The sequence below is a fragment of the Paenibacillus sp. B2(2019) genome, assembly GCF_008370385.1.
Classification (GTDB): Bacteria; Bacillota; Bacilli; order Paenibacillales; family Paenibacillaceae; genus Paenibacillus_AQ.
The window spans coordinates 314,864-332,245 of sequence record NZ_VTZR01000013.1 but is presented as its reverse complement, the minus strand read 5'-3'; the positions used below and the strand labels follow the sequence as shown (position 1 = coordinate 332,245).

Below are 17,382 nucleotides of genomic sequence, written 5' to 3'. Positions count from 1 at the left end.
TTATGAGTATTATTCATTTCATTTATATTCTTAATTATTGTATCATTTGTGATGAATCTACACCAAGGAGTGAATACATGAATCAGCAGAAGCAAAGCATCATCCTTCTTATATTTTTGGTGATTGTATGGGGCATAAATTGGCCTATATCGAAAATCGCCTTAGACTACGCTCCACCCTTATTATTTGCAGGTATCCGAACCGTCATCGGCGGATTCATTCTGATTCTAATTGCACTTCCTAAGATGAAGGAGCTTCGCTTCAAGCAGCTATGGCCGATCTATCTGACCTCGGCTATATTAAGTATCGTGTTTTATTATGGATTTCAGACAATTGGCTTGCAGTATGTACCCGCAGGATTATTCTCGTCCATTGTATTTCTGCAGCCGGTATTGCTGGGCATTTTTTCATGGCTGTGGTTAGGAGAGAGTATGTACGGGCTCAAAATGGCAGGTCTGTTGCTAGGGTTCATCGGAGTAGGCTCCCTCAGTATTGGAGGACTTAACGGAAGCATCTCTGTATGGGGAATTGTGCTTGCTTTAGCCAGTGCTTTGAGCTGGGCATTAGGAACGGTATATATGAAACGAAATGCTGTGCGCGTGGATATGCTATGGATGACCGCTATGCAAATAACGATCGGTGGTATCATTTTGCTACTTTCGGGATCTGCTACAGAGAAGTGGTCGGATATCACCTGGAGTGGAACGTTTATAGCCGATACACTGTTTATTGCAGTCTTTGTGATCGCTTTAGGCTGGTTGATCTATTTCAAGCTGATTAACGAGGGAGAGGCAGGGAAGGTCGGATCATTCACTTTTTTGATTCCACTGATCTCGATAGGTACTAGCGTAGTCTTTTTAAATGAGCAGATTACTTTGAATCTTGTGATTGGTCTATTGCTTATTGTTAGCAGCATTGTTCTGGTGAATGTGAGGATAGGACGTGCCGCGAAGCAGTCGGTTTAGTTAATTTATGTGGTGATTGTAGTAATCAGGGGCGTATGAGGGCATATTGATGAATAGGCAAGCATAAACGCCTTCGGCATCCTTATATTTGAACAAAAGGGACACTCCCGAAGCTTATAGCTTCTGGGAGAGTCCCTTTTTAATAAAACGTAAAGCGCGTGCGACTTCAGCCGTTGAGGGCCGAGTGGCTACAACATAAGTAGCAGATTTAGCACGCTCTACTTCCTCCAGCACCCGGTTTAAGTGACTGAAGACCGCACCAAGATCACGAATGCTTGATAGCGAACAATTCCCTTGTAGTTCAGAGAAACTGGCCAATTGCAGGTCACGAGCACGCTCTATACAATCGGCAAGAGAACGTTGGCATTCGGCGTCTGATAAGGTTCTGGTTCCATAAAGAGCAATGCAATCTGCGGTTGATTCCAGCACATCCTTCATCCAGTCCGAAGAGGCGTGATGCGCTGGCAGAAGACGAATATCGTCGGCGATTTCTTTGACGTAGGAATGAATGCTTTTTAGATGTGAGGTAGCCTGTATGAGTCCCTTCAGTTCACCCCGGCACTGATAATGTGTGAGGGTATAGAACATTTCTTTCTGTTCCCGGCTGCTATTCGACAGGAGTTTACCTGCTTCCTCCAGCAAATTATCTTTCGGAGAATCACGTCTTACGCCTACGAGATCTTTTAATGCATCCGCAAGTAGAAGACTTCCTTCGAATGCCAATGCTTTTACCTTGACGAACCTGTTCGGCGGCACGATAATCATATTGATGACAAGGGCGATCAGCACACCAATAAATGTTTCCCCTATTCTCCAAAGCACGTAGTCATTCTGGTAAAAAGTAAGAGCTAGAACGGAAGTAACACCCACCTGTGAGACAGCTTGAATGTTCATCTTACAGGCCGTAGCGATGCCAATCCCGATGAGTAGAATGAGCAGGATAGAAAGCCCACCTACATCAAAAAACTGGCCAACAATTAGGCTAACGATCCCGCCAAGAATAATGCCGATCAGGCGGTAGATTCCTTTTTCTAGCGATGCTTTAACACTGGCTTGGGTGATGAGGATAGCCGCAAGGGGTGCAAAGTATAAATATTGGCTACCATATATGCTGTGTACGGCGACCCATGAAAGTGAAGCGGCCAGCGTAATTCGTATCATGTAAAGTGAGAAACCATATTTTTCAAGGCGGTCTTGTAACCCCTCGTTCATTATCATTCATCTTCTTTCGGAAAAAAATGAAAAAACTGTCTGGTCTTTCAGTTCGTTTTCATTATAACACCTTAAAAAAGGCTTGGAGGACTGGATATTTTACAAAGTTGTTAAGTTTACGCATTCCTTCTCCATGTAAGCTATCGCATATAATGGTACAATCTAATATGCTATATCTATTGGAGTGTCGAATGAGAGGAGGAATTGTCGCTTATTAGCGCTGAGCATGCCCATTCGATTGTTCTCCGCGAGATGCGGGTAAAATAGTATTGTGATACTTTAGGCAGGGAGGTTGTTAGCTATAGCTATTCAGGAAGGCACCATTATTTCATTTGAAGAGGTTACCAAGCAATATGACGACGAAGATCCGGTGTTAAAAGGAGTCAGCTTTGAGATAGAGCGCGGCAAATTCTATACACTACTTGGTCCATCAGGCTGTGGTAAAACGACTATTCTACGATTGATCGCTGGGTTCGCAGAGCCAACAAGCGGTTCTATCTATTTAAACGGTAAAGTGATCAACCACATTCCAGCCAATGAGCGGCAGGTCAATACGGTATTTCAGGATTACGCATTGTTTCCACACCTGAACGTATTCGAGAATGTGGCTTTCGGACTGCGCATTAAGAAGCTTAAGAAAGACGTCATCACGAAGAAGGTGCAGGAAGCGCTAAGTTTCGTTAACCTTGTGGGCTACGAGCAGCGTGCCATTAACGAAATGTCCGGTGGTCAACGTCAGCGCGTGGCCATTGCTCGTGCGATTGTGAATGAGCCGCAGGTTCTTTTGCTGGACGAGCCGCTATCTGCGCTCGATCTGAAGCTGCGAACAGAGATGCAGTACATACTGCGTGAAATGCAGCAACGACTTGGCATTACCTTTATTTTTGTTACACATGACCAGGAAGAGGCACTCGCGATGTCCGACTGGATTTTTGTCATGAACAAAGGAAAAATCGAACAAAGCGGAACACCTAATGATATTTATGATGAGCCAATTAACCGTTTCGTAGCTGATTTTATTGGCGAGTCCAACATTGTTCCAGGTGTTATGATTGAAGACTATCTGGTGGAGTTTAACGGGCGCCGCTTTGAATGTTTCGATGCTGGTCTTAAATCTAACGAATCTGTGGAGATTGTTATACGCCCCGAGGATTTGGAAATTTCAACGCTGGAACAGGGTAAGCTACGTGTGCGAGTGGATTCCCAGTTGTTCCGGGGTGTCCACTATGAAATCAGTTGTTATGATGAATCCGGACATGAATGGCTTGTGCATTCTACACGTAAGGCGACGGTAGGTAGTGAAATTGGCCTTTATTTTGATCCGGAAGCGATTCATGTTATGCGTTTTGGTGAAACGGAGGAAGAGTTCGACAAACGTCTGGAAGCTTACGGCGAGGTGGAGAGTCATGAAGAATAAGGGCAGATCGTATTATCTCATCCCTTATTACCTGTGGATCGCCTTGTTTGTAATCGCACCAGTACTGCTTGTCATCTATTATTCTCTATTTGATCTGGATGGGCATCTTACGCTAGATAACTACGTGAACTTCTTTACACCTGTGTACTTAAAAATGACGCTGACCTCATTCTGGTATGCGTTTTTGATTACAGCATTCTCTTTGCTGGTCGCCTATCCGGCGGCATATCTGTTGACGAGAACGAAGCATAAGCAGCTATGGTTATTGCTGATTATTTTACCGACATGGATTAATTTGCTGCTGAAAACTTACGCTTTTATCGGCATATTTGGTACGTTCGGACCAATCAACAATTTCTTTGATCTGCTTGGAATCGGAGAACAGCAAATTTTGTTTACGGGCTTCAGCTTTGTATTTGTATCTGTGTATATCTTTATCCCATTCATGATCTTGCCGATTTACAGCGCTTTGGAGGATCTTAATTTATCCTTGCTGGATGCGGCACGTGATCTGGGTGCTTCAGGCTGGACGACGTTCCGGCGCGTTATTTTTCCATTGACCATTTCGGGTGTACGTTCCGGATGTATGGCGGTATTCATACCAGCGCTGTCCCTGTTTATGATTACTCGTCTGATTGCAGGCAACAGGGTCATTACACTCGGTACTGCGATTGAGCAGCATTTTCTGGTCACACAGGACTGGGGCATGGGCTCCACGGTTGCAGTGTTTCTGATTGCTATTATGGCGCTGTTCATGATTATTACCGGCGGATCGCGGAAAGGGGTGCGGAATGAGAAATAAAAACGGGTTCTCCAATCTGTACCTAGTGCTAGTGTTCGCTGTTCTGTATGCGCCAATCTTCTATCTGATGTACTATTCGTTCAACAGCGGGGGGACGATGCACAAGTTCGAGGGCTTTACGCTGGATTACTACCGTGAGGTCCTTCAGGATACCCGTCTGATTATCATCATGATCAACACGCTTGTAATCGCGCTTCTGTCCTCGGCTATCGCCACGCTTATCGCTATTATTGGTGCATTGGCCATTAAGAGTGTACAGAACCGCCGTGCTAAAAACACCTTGTTATCTCTGAACAACGTGTTGATCGTTAGTCCGGATGTCATTATCGGTGCATCGTTCCTGATCCTGTTCACCATTGCAGGCATCAAGCTTGGCTTCGTGTCCGTCCTGCTTTCGCATGTCGCGTTCAGTGTACCGATTGCCGTGTTGATGATTCTGCCGCATTTACAGGATATGAGTCCTTCACTGACGGATGCCGCACGTGACCTCGGCGCAAGCCGCAAGGATGTTCTGACTAAGGTTATTCTGCCGATTATCAAACCGGGGATCTTTAGTGGATTCTTCATGGCACTTACGTATTCACTGGATGACTTTGCAGTTACGTTCTTCGTAACGGGTAATGGTTATTCGACGCTATCGGTTGAGATTTATTCCAGAGCTCGGCAAGGGGTGTCGTTATCCATTAATGCGCTATCGACACTGATCTTCCTGTTCACGATACTGCTCGTTGTCGGTTATTACTTCCTGACCCTTAAGAAGAACCGTCAGAATACCTCGGAAGCTGTGGCGGAAGCGGGGGTGCCTAGATGAAACAGCTGGTAAATGCTTTTTTGGCGATCATGATCACGGCATTCGCTCTAATGTACTTGGGCTCCTGGATGAACTCGAGAGAGGGCTATTCCGGAGGGAATACACTGACTATCTATAACTGGGGCGACTATGTCGATCCTGATCTGTTGAAGGAATTTGAAAAAGAGACCGGATTAACGGTCATTTACCAAACTTTTGACTCTAATGAAGCTATGCTTACCAAAGTGGAGCAGGGTGGAACTACTTTTGATGTCGTAATTCCTTCGGATTACGCCATTGCTAAGATGAAAGAAGAAAATTTGCTCATACCGCTGGATCATAGCAAGGTTCCGAATCTAAAGAATATTGATCCGCGGTTTATGGACCTTTCCTTCGATCCTGGCAACAAGTATTCCGTGCCTTACTTCTGGGGAACCGTCGGGATTATCTTCAACCCGGAGATGACCAAAGGGATGGACTTCACCAGCTGGGATTCCCTCTGGGACAGCAGGCTGAAGAACAACATTTTCTTGGTGGATGGAGCACGCGAAGTAATGGGTATGGCTTTGAACAGCCTGCACTATTCCGTTAATGACCGGGATGAGGCTCACCTGCAAGAAGCGCTGACCAAGCTGAATAGGCTGTCTCCTAACGTTAAGGCGATTGTCGGAGATGAGATCAAGATGCTGCTTGCCAATGAAGAAGCTGCGGTCGGGATTGTGTGGTCCGGTGATGCTTCTGAGATCATGGATGAGAATGATAAATTGGATTATGTAGTGCCTGAGGAAGGCTCGAACAAGTGGTTCGATAACATGGTCATTCCACGAACTGCGGATAATGTGGATGGAGCGCATAAGTTCATTAACTTCATGCTTCGCCCAGATGTAGCGGCTAAGAATGCAGAATACGTAGGTTATTCCACACCTAACATCCCTGCGCTGGAGCTACTTCCGAAGGAAACTTCCGAGGATACCCGTTTCTATCCACCTGCTGAGATTACGGATCGGCTTGAGGTGTATGATAATCTTGGTAAACGGATGCTTGCTCATTACAATGAGCTCTTCCTGAAGTTTAAGATGAATAAAAAGTAAGTCGTTTGGAGGTAAAGTCAAACGACTTCAAGAGCGTCTACATGCGGATTACCGTGTTAGACGCTCTTTTTTGAAATATAAGAAAGTATAAGTTTTGCGTTTTCGTGAAACGATCATCACCCTTTAAATGATGCCGAAGGCGTTCCTTCTTGGCTGGAAGTATATTGTAGTATAATGGCTAGGATGGATAACAGGAAAAGAGGGTACGAATGCCTACTATACTAGTTGCTGACGACGATGCGAACATTCGCGAACTCGTCTGTTTATTTCTACGTAACGACGGATTTGACACAGCCGAAGCTGCAGACGGCAAAGAAGCGTTAGCCGTTTATGCCTCAAAGCAGGTTGATCTTGTTGTACTCGATATCATGATGCCGGTTATGGATGGGTGGACGTTATGTAAAGAGCTCCGAAAAGCCAATCCGGATCTTCCCTTGCTTATGCTAACTGCGAGAGGTGAAACATGGGAGAAGGTGAAAGGCTTCGAACTGGGGACAGACGATTATTTGACGAAGCCATTCGATCCGCTGGAATTGACGGTTCGTGTTAGATCCTTATTGAAGCGATACAAGATTGGCTCTACTCAGACGATCCATTTCGGTGACGTCATCCTTGATCGCCAGACCTATAAGGTGATGAGAGGGACGGAGTCATTCACGTTGCCACTCAAGGAGTTCGAATTGCTATATAAGCTCGCTGGAACACCCGGACAAGTCTATACGCGCGAGCAGCTAATCGATCAGATTTGGGGGATTGATTACGCTGGAGATGATCGAACGATAGACGTGCATATTAAACGTCTACGCGAACGGTTTGCGACTACACTTGATTTTCGAATCGAAACGGTGCGGGGGCTTGGCTATCGGCTTGAGGTTTACGAATGATCAAATCCTTATACACGCGTGTTGTTCTAACCTTTCTGATCTCCGTGATCGGAGGCACATTGATTGCTTTATTTGTGACGACCTGGGTATTTCAAGATAAATTAAACGAAAACCTGCGCATTCCATTACTTCGCTTCGGTTCAGACATTGCCAGCATATACGAAGCCTTACCATTACGTGAGGCGGATGCACTCGTAAGTGGAATGAAGCAGCTTGATTCCTATCATATTCGAATTTACGATGAGAACGGCGAGTACCAGTCTTACGGAGTGCTTAATGGAGAGAGCCCTGCTACCGTGACTAAGGAGCAATTAAAGAAAGTATTGGAGGGGCAAGCTGTTCAAGTTAAACCGAATATGGCTTCTTCCAACCTCTTAGGGCTGCCTTTAAAAACTGAAATGGGAACGAAGGCGATGTTTGTGGAGCCGCTTGTGCCTCCTACTATGTCTTCTACGAGGAATTTGCTATTTACTTTTTTGGCGTATTCGTTAATAACGGGAAGCGTGTTGATACTGGTCGCTTCCATGTTTCTAGTGAGACCGATCAAAAGGCTGACAAAGGCGACTAGGCGTATAGCAACTGGGGACTTCAACGTCGAATTGAATATTAAGCAGACGGGTGAGCTAGGTACCTTGGCTAATAGCTTCGAGGAAATGATGCATGATCTGCAGCAGCTTGAGCAAATGCGCAGGGAGTTCGTAACGAATGTATCGCATGAGGTTCAGTCTCCGCTCACCTCCATATCTGGTTATGCTATTGCGCTCAAGAAAGTTGCCCTCACAGAGGATGAACGGAATCGTTATCTCGATATTATTATTGCTGAAGCGGAGCGGATGTCCAAGATGAGCGATAGTCTGTTAAAGCTGAGTGTGCTTGAATCACAATCCCAACAACTGCGACTTATCACGTTCAGTCTTGACGAACAGATCAGACGAGTAATTGTGGCGATACAGCCCCAATGGTCGGCGCGCAACATCAGTTTTGAGCTTGATTTGAAACTAGTAGTCGTATGGGCTGACCATGATTTGTTAAGTCAGGTGTGGACGAATCTCCTTGGAAATAGTATCAAATTCTCCAAGGATGACAGTGTGATTAATGTCAGCATCAAACAAGATTTGAACAATGTAACCGTCCGAATATCCGACACTGGCATTGGTATTTCTCCCGAGGACCAAGAGCGTATATTTGAACGCTTCTTTAAGGCTGATCGTTCCCACAGTCGCAAGTATGGCGGTAGCGGGATGGGACTAGCCATTGTTAAACAGATCGTATCGCTTCATAAAGGGGATATCCGAGTGGAAAGCGAACCTGGCCAAGGAACGACTATCATCATTACCTTGCCAATTATAGCGCCCACAGCGTAATTAGCGTTCAAGGGTATTCTTGCGAGAGGTTGAACGCGCGCCTCATTGTTCATACTACGGTAGCACAGGTAAGATTTCTTGCTTGCGCTGCCGTAGTATTTTTTTGCCTATTCATATTTAGTTCATATTGTGGTCATGAGGAGTACATCATCGTTGGTTAAGATCTCATTAGCGAAACGTTAAGGCGACTTAATAAATAGATTAGGACAGGAGAAGATGAGGGTGACACAAACAGAGGTGATAAAAACGGGGAATGAAAAGAAAAAGCATAAAGTACGTAACCTGTTGCTTAAAATATTAGGAGCTATAGTAATTTTGATCGTGCTTTTTCTAGCCGTTGTTTATACGGTTAATGTGATAAGCAGCAAATCTGATCAGAAAAAAATACATCAATATGGTCAGTTAGTTCCTGTTGACGGAAAAAGTATGAATGTTTTGATCCAAGGTGAAGGTGAACAGACTATTGTGCTTTTACCGGGCTTTGGAACAGGTGCGCCAGCGCTTGATTTTAAACCGTTGATCGATGAATTATCACCTTATTACAAAGTAGTGGCAGTTGAACCGTTTGGGTATGGACTCAGTGATGAAACTAAAAAAGAACGAACCACAGAGAATATCGTAAGTGAAGTTCATGAAGCCGTACAGAATCTTAACATTGACCAATACATTCTAATGGGTCACTCGATTGCCGGTATTTACGGACTAGAATATGCGAAGAAATATCCAAACGAAGTGAGTGCATTTGTGGGGGTTGATAGTAGTGTTCCTGAGCAAGGTGGTATGGATGTTAAATTCCCAATAAAAAAATTAAAGCTGCTCAAAGATTCAGGTATGCTTAGATTGGGACTGCAATTAAGTGGTGACCCTTATGATGGACTGCCATTTGATGATAAAACCAAAAAACAAATGAAATTGATCTCACTCAAAAATATGAATAATTCCACTACCTTAAATGAAATGGAACATATATATCCTAACTTTGTCGCAGCCAGAGGATTAAAATTCGACAAGAATCTTCCCATTATATTCTTTATACAAGCGAATAATACAGGTGTGAAAGATTGGATTCCTTTACATGAAGATCAAGTTAAAGACTCTGTGCATGGAAAAGTGATGACATTTGAGGGTGGACATTATTTACACCATTCCAGATCCAAAGAAATCGCTGAGAACCTAAGGATATTCATGGGAGAAATTAAATAAAAATAAGAAAACGCTCCGGCTTTCCTCCTATAAGGAAAATCGGGGCGTTCTTTGCGCTTAAGGGCGGAGATTATTTGATGCCGATTCTCATCCGATAGCTGACCAGAACCTCTAGGGTGCGTCCTTGAAAATGTTGTTCAACCGCAGCTGTGAAGTCTGCAATGTCCTGATCGAGCAAGGTAGCGTCCTGTTTCAACACGGTTCGTATTCCGCCTTGACTCAGAGCGAGTCCTACATAGCGCTGCGCATCGCAGGATTCAAGATTATGAAATACGATCTCTCTTGCAAAAGAGAAAGCTCCACTAGTCTGAATCCGTGACAAATGCCCTTCTTTGTCCCATTTATGTGCTCTCTCAGCATCAGGTAAGAGTGAGGCGAGCAGTTCCTCGGATTTGGAGATCAGTTGGTTGTAACGTTCTTCTACCTTCTGTTGAAGGGGGAGAGGCCAGTCGCAATCGTAGGCAGCGAAGACACCACCTGTTCTCAAGACCCGGGAGATTTCTCGAAGTGTGCTTTCAGGATCCATCCAGTGGAATGACTGTGAGCAGGTCACTATGTCTACGCTGTCCACTGCAAGTGGAAGCTGGTTAGAATAACCTTGTACAAAAGTGATGGATTGAGGATCTTCTATCCGGCTTAATTTATCGATTGCTTTTCCCAGCATATCTGGATTCGGTTCAATGCCAATTACGTTGTCCGCGGCATCCTTCCACAGAAAAGTAGACAAGCCCGTGCCGCAGCCTATATCTGCGACGACTGAAGGTGTGCTGCCTAAGTAGTCGGTCAGCAGCTTGATGATCATGGCAGGAGCTTCAGGACGGTAGCGGTCATAGTCCTCTTGAAAGCCGAGAAATCGATCGATGTTTTGTTTGCTATTGTTTTCAGGTATCATGTGATCCTCCTTCATAGAACCTATTTATAGGTCTATTGTATAGCCATCGCTTCGCCATGCCAAATAATGGATCAAAGCAATCGCGGGGAATGTCTCAGAACAAGCATAAATGCCTTCGCCGTCCTTATAAGGACGGCAAGCGTTTAAGCGAGAAATATAAGACATAAAGATTGTGTGAAACTTATACTTTCTTATATTTTAAACAAAAATCCCCGGAGGACACCTTATGGTGTACCGGGGATTGTGGGTGATGTCTAGTTTTAAAGTGCGCTAAGAACGTCTAGCAAATGCTACCGAAGTAATGCAGGATCGATGGCAGGTACAAGTCCTTCTGCTGCAGCACGATTTAGTAAGGAGGTGATTGCAGCGTAGCCGTCATCGCCTAGATTCATCGAGAAGTCGTTCACATAGAGATCAATGTGAGATTTAGCCACTTCTGGAGCGAGCTCTTGAGCGTGGCTAAGCACATAGTCTCTAGAATCAGTAGGATGATCCCACGCATATTGTAGAGAGCTGCGAATCCAGCCAGTGATGGCATCGGCATCCAGATCGCGGCGAGCAATGATCGCGCCGAGTGGAATCGGCAGTCCGGTATCGCTTTCCCACCAGCTGCCCAGGTCAGTCAGCATATTAAGACCATAAGATGCGTAAGTAAAACGGGCTTCGTGAATTACCAGTCCAGCGTCGATATGTCCATCGCGTACGGCAGGCATGATCTCATCGAAAGGCATGACGACGATTTCGCCAATCCCTCCCGTTATATGCTGTGCTGCCCATAATCTGAAGAGCAGATAAGCTGTAGAACGTTCGCTAGGTACGGCAATTCTTCGTCCAGCGAGCTTCTCGGGACGTTTAATCGCGGTTGGGCCACTTGCTGTAAGAAGCAACGGCCCGCAGCCACGACCCAGTGCGCCGCCGCATGGCAGCAATTTGTAGCGCTCAAGAACCCAAGGTAGAGCGGCATAGGAGATTTTAAGGACTTCAGGTCCCTCTCCATTAGCAGAAAGCGTGTTGGTAATATCAATGTCGGCATAGGTTACATTAAGTTGTGGTGCATTCGGGACAAGCCCGTGTGCCCAGGCATGGAATACAAAGGTATCGTTAGGGCAAGGGGAAAAAGCGATATTAAGCTCAGTTGTCATTACAGCACCTCCAATAGTATAGCGGCTGCCGCCGTTAATGCTTCCATTGCATCGCCGATCTTCCAGGCGGCCCGGTCGCGGGGACCGACCGGGTTCGAAATGGCGCGGAGCTCCAGTACTGGGAGCCCTAGCGCCTCAGCGGCCACGGCAACTCCGTGGCCTTCCATCGCTTCCGCGACGGCACCGGGATGCCGCGCGATGAGGGCGGCGGCCGTCTCCGCGGTGCCGGTCGCCGTCGAGACCGTAAGCACGGTCCCCGTGCTTACGGTCAGTCCGGCCGCTGCCAGCGCGGCCGAAACAGCCTGTACCGTGCCGCGGTCAGCCGGCACGGACACGCTGCCGAAGCCGAGCTCGGCAGCGCTGCGGAAGCCCTCCGGCGTCTCGGCCCCGAGGTCGGCGGCAATCATCTCGCTGGCAACGACCAGCGAGCCTAAAGGTGCCACCCCCGGGAATCCGCCGCCGATCCCGGCGCTGATTACGCAGCCGTAAGATCCGGCTGCGAGTGCTGCGGCGGTTCCCGCCGCCGCCGCTGCCGTACCTGCGCCGGCAGCAATCACATGGAACCTGTCGCTGCCTTGTAGGCCGCGCAGGACCGCGTCTCGCTCTGCGGCTACAGCTGTTACGATCAACACGCGTCGCGCACCAGCTTGTTCCTCCACCATCAGGTTGCCTCCTTTGAGAGAAGTGAAATCGCTTACTAAATAGTCATTCGTAAAGACAAGAATACGCCGTTTTAAGGGTCAGGTCAAACTTAGAGTGATTTTCATCACGCTCTTAAAAAGTCGTAGAAAGAACATTAACAGCTCGTTAAGCACCTTATGTTATCTTTTTGGAGTAGCGAGGTTGACAAAGGTAGTGTGAGGAAGTATAGTTATCTTAACTTAAAGATATTTAATGTAAAGACATTTACTTTATATTGAACAACATCGCTGTCAAACTGGAGGTGGGAATGATGAGTAATACCGAAGAGAATGTTCGTAATACAGAGAATACTACGGAGATGGATCAGGCGTCTTCTTTAAAGTTATTTGTTGTATTATCTAAGGCTTACAGAAGCTTGATGGATCAAGCTGTGAAGGATATGAAGAGTTATGGGCTGGCATCCGCCGAGTTCATGGTGCTTGAGGTGCTGTATCACCGGACCCGTATTCCACTACAACAGATCGGGGAGAAGATTCTCGTTACGAGTGGAAGCATCACCTATAATATCGACAAGCTGGAGAAGAAAGGTCTGCTGAAACGTGTGCCGTGTAGTGAGGACAGACGCGTGACCTATGCGGAGATTACGGATGCAGGGCGTGAGCTGTTCGATAAGATTTTCCCGCGTCATGTGGCTTCGATTCATGATTTGATGCGTGGACTGGATAAGGATGAGAAGGGTCAGGCGATTGAATTACTGAAGAAGCTAGGCAAAGGTGTGTAGGAGCGCTGAAATATCGCATCAAGGACATTTTTATATGGTCGGAAGCAGTTCGCTGCTTCTAACCACTGAAAGACAAAAATTTTTATCATATATCTTAACGTTAAGATAATTAAATCAAAGAAAATTGGAGTGGATTAACAATGATAAGTGTAGGAATATTATTGATGAGATTAGTGATCGGGATTGCGTTCATAGGACATGGTGCACAAAAGCTATTTGGATGGTTTGGCGGGTATGGCCCGAAGGGCACAGGCGGCTGGATGGAGTCCATCGGTATTAAACCGGGCGTTACGATGGCGGTATTGGCAGGACTTATGGAACTGATAGGTGGATTTATGTTTGCGGCAGGCCTTCTGACGCCTGTTGCAGCGGTGTTGATTGTAGCCACCATGCTGGGTGCCATCGTTAAGGTGCATGCGGCGAATGGCTTCTGGTCCACTTCGAATGGAATTGAGTTTCCGCTTACGGTACTGGTAGTTGCTGCAGGTATAGCACTTACAGGGCCAGGTTCGATTTCTCTGGATGCATTGATTTTTAACTAAGAAGGGGGTTTATCATTATGACACTTCAAACTGCAGGAATCCATCATATTACCGCTTTTGTTGGAGATGCTCAACGCAACGTTGATTTTTACGCCGGTATTCTAGGACTACGGCTTGTGAAGAAGACGATTAACTTTGACGCTCCGGAAGTTTATCATTTATATTTTGGGAACGAACAGGGTGCACCAGGAACGATCATTACATTCTTCCCATCTCCCGTTGGGCGTAAAGGCAGAATCGGCGCTGGTCAGGTTGGTGTAACCACTTATGCAATACCTGTCGGTTCTCTGGCTTTCTGGCAACAACGTCTTGCTGCATATCAAATTTCGGTCACCCTTAGCAATAGAATCTCGGAAACCTATCTATCCTTCGCTGATTATGACGGTTTGCGCATTGAACTCGTGGAACGTGAGGAAGGACCGCTTAGTAAGTGGTCTTTCGGAGGGGTTCCAACGGGGCATGCGATCAAAGGGTTCGGTGGCGCTGTGCTCTACAGTAACAATCCGCTGCAAACGGCAGAGACGCTTGTCCATACGATGGGAATGGAGCATATCGCAGATGGAGACGGGTATAGTCGATATAGAACTACTGGAGATTTGGGTAATATTATTGATCTGAAGACAACACCAATTCCGCTAGGTGCAGGAGGTACAGGTACGGTTCACCATATCGCTTGGCGAGCACAAGATGACGCTGAGCAGCAGGAATGGGGGCTTCATGTGCAGAGTCATGGACACCATCCGACACCGGTTCAAGACCGCCAATACTTTAATGCGATCTATTTCCGCGAAAGAGGTGGAATCCTCTTCGAGATTGCTACGGATCCTCCGGGCTTTGCCCGTGATGAAGCGGTGGATGCCCTAGGTGAGAAGCTGATGCTGCCATCTTGGTATGAACCGCATCGTGCGGCTATCGAAGAAAATTTAAGTCCTTTTCAAATAAGAGAAATTGAGGTGAAGCAGGGATGATTCATGTATTCCATAAAGGTAAAGATGTAACGAAACCCACGCTTGTATTATTTCACGGTACTGGAGGCAATGAGCAGGACTTGCTGCCGCTTGCCGGGTTGTTATCTCCTGATTCATCGGTGCTAGGCATCAGAGGGAATGTGCTGGAGAATGGTATGCCGCGGTTCTTCCGACGGTTAGCCGAAGGGGTATTCGATGAAGCAGATCTAATCTTCCGTACTCACGAGATCAAGCAGTTTCTGGATGAAGCCGCAGCGCAATATGGATTCGATGCCAACAATCTGGTAGCCGTGGGTTACTCTAACGGTGCGAACATTGCGGGTAGCCTGCTGTTCCATTATAAGGATGTTTTCCGCACTGCAATTCTACTGCATCCGATGGTACCACTTCGGAATATTACGCTTCCTTCGCTGGAAGGAGTATCTATCTTCATTGGTGCAGGCACAAATGATCCACTTATCGCTTCTTCGGAGACTGAGGATTTGGAGATTATTTTACAGAAGGCAGGCGCAGAGGTTACAACACACTGGGGCAACCAAGGTCATCGCCTGAGTGTTGCTGAGGCTGAAGCCGCTAGAGATTGGTTGCAAATGCGCAGCACATCTACAAATGCATAAAACAATCAGAATAACCGCCGAATGGCGGTTATTCTTGTTATACAGGCACCTATAACCCTCCATAAAAGGATTGATCAATTCACTTCCTTTACGTTAGTATGAAGAATACAAAAAAAGGCCCAAGGGTTGCTTTAGAAAGGTTGAAGTAAGGATTATGATTGGAATTCAAAATGCTAATAAGCTTGCCGCAGATGGACCCTCACGGAAGCAGAGATTACAGCTGGCTGTGATCCTCGGCTCCATTACAACAATCGGCCCGTTGTCGATTGATATGTATTTGCCGGCACTGCCTACGCTTGTCGCGGATTTCGGTACGACGGCTGCTTTAGTGCAGCTTAGTCTGACCTTCTTTTTGCTGGGGCTTGCTTCAGGTCAGTTGGTCGCTGGACCGCTGAGTGATGTATATGGCCGCCGTCGTCCGCTGCTTATAGGTATGTTCATCTACGCCGTTTCCTCAGTGCTATGTGCTTTTAGTCCTTCGATTGGCCTGCTGATCGTTTTGCGGTTTATTCAAGGTCTTGCTGGTTCAGTGGGGGTGGTTGTCTCTAGAGCGGCTGTTCGTGATTTATATAGTGGCTCTGAACTCACGAAGTTCTTCTCACTATTGATGATTGTGAATGGTCTCGGACCGATATTAGCTCCAGTTATTGGGGGCCAGCTGTTAAGGGTGACTACATGGCAAGGGATATTCCTCGTATTATTTGCTGCCGGAATTATTTTTTGTTTAACTATTTTATTGCGCTTGCCGGAGACGCTGCCGAAGGAGCGACGCTCTAAGAGTGGACTGAAGGGTACACTGCTTACCTTCCGGGTATTACTGGGCAACCGTAAGTTTATGGGTTATGCCTTGTCTCAAGGTTTCGTTACGGCATCTATGTTCGCGTATATCTCAGGTTCTTCTTTTGTATTGCAAAATATTTTTGCGGTTACCCCGCAGGTATATAGTCTGATCTTTGCAGTGAATGGAATCGGGATTATTATTACTGGCCAAATTGCCGGTAGACTTGCTGGAAAAGTAAGTGAGACTAAGCTGTTACTCAGTGGACTATTGCTCTGTACGATGGGGGGCATCTTGCTACTGCTGACGGTTCTAGTAGGAGGAGGACTGATCCCTATTCTGATCTGTCTATTTGCGGTTGTCTCCAGTGTAGGGATTGTCGGAGCGACCAGCTTCTCACTGGCGATGCAAGATCAAGGTGAAACTGCAGGCAGTGCCTCGGCATTAATCGGATTAATCCCCCTGTTGCTAGGTAGCTGTGTAGCGCCACTTGTGGGTCTTGGGGGCGTTGAGTCCGCTCTTCCGATGGCGATTGTGATGGCATGTACGGGAATTCTCTCGATTCTATCTTATGTGCTGCTTGTTAGACGAGGAAAAGCAAGCTCCTAGCAGTCTAGCATTGTAACCTGGCAAGTAGTACTTTCAGCAAACTTTCAGCGGGTCTTAACGTTCCTTACTTGCAAAAGGATTATATTGGTGGTAAGGAAGGGAGGGATAACCATGAGTATATCAGCAGTCTCAGGTTCCACATCGTATACTACCTCGACATCTAGCACTACAGATACCAGTACGCTTGAGAAACAAAAGGCGAAACTGGAAGCAGAACTGGACAAGATTAATGCCAGCTCAGACGATGACAAGACCAAGGAAACGAAAACGAAGCAAATTGAGCAACAGATTAAGACCATCGAGGCACAAATCTCGCAGAAGTCTCAGAGCAGTACTTCCTCTGCTAGCAGTGTTGTAGAGGCACCTGCCAAACCTGCGAACAATACGCTTGCTGCAGCAAGTCCGCAAGAGATAGCTACCGCAACAACGGATAGTAAAGGCAGATTTGATATTCGAGTATAAACGCTAGTTAAACCCGTGCTACATAACAGAGAGGACATCCTTTGCCGTGAGGGATGTCCTTTTTGTTGTGCAATTTTATGTGTAAACTACAGTCTCAATGTTCTTTAGCTAAATAGAATTTCACTAACATTTTTTAACTATTGCAGGGATTATGGCTGTGCTGGCAGTCTAATGTAGTAGGTGTTGATTATCATGGGTTTTTTATTCCAATAATTGTTATA

Annotated in this window: 18 protein-coding genes; 14 read left to right on the top strand and 4 right to left on the bottom strand. The window is 46.3% G+C overall.

The window, feature by feature from the left end:
* Positions 1-77 precede the first annotated feature (77 nt).
* Complete coding sequence (locus PAENI_RS12225; protein WP_149645422.1) at positions 78-965, top strand: DMT family transporter; 888 nt, start codon at positions 78-80, stop codon at positions 963-965.
* A gap of 114 nt (positions 966-1,079) precedes the next feature.
* On the opposite strand, the gene PAENI_RS12220 is transcribed toward PAENI_RS12225, so the two are convergent.
* Positions 1,080-2,183, bottom strand: a complete 1,104-nt coding sequence (locus tag PAENI_RS12220) for an FUSC family protein (RefSeq protein ID WP_081382670.1) — start codon at positions 2,181-2,183, stop codon at positions 1,080-1,082.
* A gap of 301 nt (positions 2,184-2,484) precedes the next feature.
* Between PAENI_RS12220 and PAENI_RS12215 the strand changes: the two genes are divergently transcribed.
* The 7 genes from PAENI_RS12215 to PAENI_RS12185 all read left to right on the top strand — a co-directional run bounded on the left by PAENI_RS12215 (position 2,485) and on the right by PAENI_RS12185 (position 9,728).
* Positions 2,485-3,594 (top strand): ABC transporter ATP-binding protein, encoded by a 1,110-nt coding sequence (locus tag PAENI_RS12215; protein ID WP_149645568.1) that lies wholly within the window; start codon positions 2,485-2,487, stop codon positions 3,592-3,594.
* Positions 3,584-4,396 carry an ABC transporter permease gene (locus tag PAENI_RS12210; protein ID WP_042192705.1) on the top strand — a complete coding sequence of 271 codons (813 nt, stop codon included), beginning with the start codon at positions 3,584-3,586 and terminating at the stop codon, positions 4,394-4,396. The genes PAENI_RS12215 and PAENI_RS12210 overlap by 11 nt, the downstream gene beginning before the upstream one ends.
* Positions 4,386-5,207, top strand: coding sequence for an ABC transporter permease (locus PAENI_RS12205; protein ID WP_149645421.1), 822 nt, complete (start codon positions 4,386-4,388; stop codon positions 5,205-5,207). Before PAENI_RS12210 ends, PAENI_RS12205 begins: the two co-directional genes overlap by 11 nt.
* A complete protein-coding gene (locus PAENI_RS12200) occupies positions 5,204-6,277 on the top strand; it encodes an ABC transporter substrate-binding protein (protein ID WP_076284904.1) in 1,074 nt (357 codons plus the stop codon). The genes PAENI_RS12205 and PAENI_RS12200 overlap by 4 nt, the downstream gene beginning before the upstream one ends.
* Positions 6,278-6,486: 209 nt before the next feature.
* Positions 6,487-7,161, top strand: coding sequence for a response regulator transcription factor (locus PAENI_RS12195; RefSeq protein WP_149645420.1), 675 nt, complete (start codon positions 6,487-6,489; stop codon positions 7,159-7,161).
* A complete protein-coding gene (locus PAENI_RS12190) occupies positions 7,158-8,525 on the top strand; it encodes a sensor histidine kinase (RefSeq protein ID WP_149645419.1) in 1,368 nt (455 codons plus the stop codon). The genes PAENI_RS12195 and PAENI_RS12190 overlap by 4 nt, the downstream gene beginning before the upstream one ends.
* Before the next feature lie 222 nt (positions 8,526-8,747).
* Positions 8,748-9,728, top strand: coding sequence for an alpha/beta hydrolase (locus PAENI_RS12185; RefSeq protein WP_149645418.1), 981 nt, complete (start codon positions 8,748-8,750; stop codon positions 9,726-9,728).
* A 70-nt stretch (positions 9,729-9,798) separates the two neighbouring features.
* Here PAENI_RS12185 and PAENI_RS12180 read toward each other — a convergent pair whose 3' ends face one another.
* The 3 genes from PAENI_RS12180 to PAENI_RS12170 form a co-directional block, all read right to left on the bottom strand.
* Entirely contained in the window at positions 9,799-10,620 is an 822-nt protein-coding gene (locus PAENI_RS12180; RefSeq protein WP_149645417.1) for a class I SAM-dependent methyltransferase, read from the bottom strand.
* Positions 10,621-10,910: 290 nt separating this feature from the next.
* Positions 10,911-11,762: a 1,4-dihydroxy-6-naphtoate synthase gene (locus tag PAENI_RS12175; protein WP_149645416.1), complete on the bottom strand. Its 852-nt coding sequence runs from the start codon at positions 11,760-11,762 to the stop codon at positions 10,911-10,913.
* Positions 11,762-12,424, bottom strand: coding sequence for a futalosine hydrolase (locus tag PAENI_RS12170; RefSeq protein WP_149645415.1), 663 nt, complete (start codon positions 12,422-12,424; stop codon positions 11,762-11,764). The genes PAENI_RS12175 and PAENI_RS12170 overlap by 1 nt, the downstream gene beginning before the upstream one ends.
* A gap of 290 nt (positions 12,425-12,714) precedes the next feature.
* Here PAENI_RS12170 and PAENI_RS12165 point away from each other — a divergent pair, with 290 nt between their 5' ends.
* From PAENI_RS12165 to PAENI_RS12140, 6 genes are all read left to right on the top strand, one after another.
* Positions 12,715-13,185, top strand: coding sequence for a MarR family winged helix-turn-helix transcriptional regulator (locus PAENI_RS12165; protein ID WP_081393105.1), 471 nt, complete (start codon positions 12,715-12,717; stop codon positions 13,183-13,185).
* A 140-nt stretch (positions 13,186-13,325) separates the two neighbouring features.
* Positions 13,326-13,727, top strand: coding sequence for a DoxX family protein (locus tag PAENI_RS12160; RefSeq protein WP_149645414.1), 402 nt, complete (start codon positions 13,326-13,328; stop codon positions 13,725-13,727).
* A 17-nt stretch (positions 13,728-13,744) separates the two neighbouring features.
* A complete protein-coding gene (locus PAENI_RS12155) occupies positions 13,745-14,695 on the top strand; it encodes a ring-cleaving dioxygenase (RefSeq protein ID WP_149645413.1) in 951 nt (316 codons plus the stop codon).
* Positions 14,692-15,312: an alpha/beta hydrolase gene (locus PAENI_RS12150; RefSeq protein ID WP_149645412.1), complete on the top strand. Its 621-nt coding sequence runs from the start codon at positions 14,692-14,694 to the stop codon at positions 15,310-15,312. The genes PAENI_RS12155 and PAENI_RS12150 overlap by 4 nt, the downstream gene beginning before the upstream one ends.
* 154 nt (positions 15,313-15,466) lie before the next feature.
* Entirely contained in the window at positions 15,467-16,699 is a 1,233-nt protein-coding gene (locus tag PAENI_RS12145) for a multidrug effflux MFS transporter (RefSeq protein ID WP_149645411.1), read from the top strand.
* Positions 16,700-16,810: 111 nt separating this feature from the next.
* Positions 16,811-17,161, top strand: coding sequence for a FlxA-like family protein (locus PAENI_RS12140; RefSeq protein ID WP_149645410.1), 351 nt, complete (start codon positions 16,811-16,813; stop codon positions 17,159-17,161).
* Positions 17,162-17,382: the final 221 nt, after the last annotated feature.

Excerpts from the sequence above, each read along its gene's own strand:
- PAENI_RS12225 (WP_149645422.1), top strand. The coding sequence starts at position 78 with ATGAATCAGCAGAAGCAAAGCATCATCCTTCTTATATTTTTGGTGATT.
- PAENI_RS12220 (WP_081382670.1), bottom strand. The coding sequence starts at position 2,183 with ATGATAATGAACGAGGGGTTACAAGACCGCCTTGAAAAATATGGTTTC.
- PAENI_RS12210 (WP_042192705.1), top strand. The coding sequence starts at position 3,584 with ATGAAGAATAAGGGCAGATCGTATTATCTCATCCCTTATTACCTGTGG.
- PAENI_RS12205 (WP_149645421.1), top strand. The coding sequence starts at position 4,386 with ATGAGAAATAAAAACGGGTTCTCCAATCTGTACCTAGTGCTAGTGTTC.
- PAENI_RS12200 (WP_076284904.1), top strand. The coding sequence starts at position 5,204 with ATGAAACAGCTGGTAAATGCTTTTTTGGCGATCATGATCACGGCATTC.
- PAENI_RS12195 (WP_149645420.1), top strand. The coding sequence starts at position 6,487 with ATGCCTACTATACTAGTTGCTGACGACGATGCGAACATTCGCGAACTC.
- PAENI_RS12190 (WP_149645419.1), top strand. The coding sequence starts at position 7,158 with ATGATCAAATCCTTATACACGCGTGTTGTTCTAACCTTTCTGATCTCC.
- PAENI_RS12180 (WP_149645417.1), bottom strand. The coding sequence starts at position 10,620 with ATGATACCTGAAAACAATAGCAAACAAAACATCGATCGATTTCTCGGC.
- PAENI_RS12175 (WP_149645416.1), bottom strand. The coding sequence starts at position 11,762 with ATGACAACTGAGCTTAATATCGCTTTTTCCCCTTGCCCTAACGATACC.
- PAENI_RS12170 (WP_149645415.1), bottom strand. The coding sequence starts at position 12,424 with ATGGTGGAGGAACAAGCTGGTGCGCGACGCGTGTTGATCGTAACAGCT.
- PAENI_RS12165 (WP_081393105.1), top strand. The coding sequence starts at position 12,715 with ATGAGTAATACCGAAGAGAATGTTCGTAATACAGAGAATACTACGGAG.
- PAENI_RS12160 (WP_149645414.1), top strand. The coding sequence starts at position 13,326 with ATGATAAGTGTAGGAATATTATTGATGAGATTAGTGATCGGGATTGCG.
- PAENI_RS12155 (WP_149645413.1), top strand. The coding sequence starts at position 13,745 with ATGACACTTCAAACTGCAGGAATCCATCATATTACCGCTTTTGTTGGA.
- PAENI_RS12150 (WP_149645412.1), top strand. The coding sequence starts at position 14,692 with ATGATTCATGTATTCCATAAAGGTAAAGATGTAACGAAACCCACGCTT.
- PAENI_RS12145 (WP_149645411.1), top strand. The coding sequence starts at position 15,467 with ATGATTGGAATTCAAAATGCTAATAAGCTTGCCGCAGATGGACCCTCA.
- PAENI_RS12140 (WP_149645410.1), top strand. The coding sequence starts at position 16,811 with ATGAGTATATCAGCAGTCTCAGGTTCCACATCGTATACTACCTCGACA.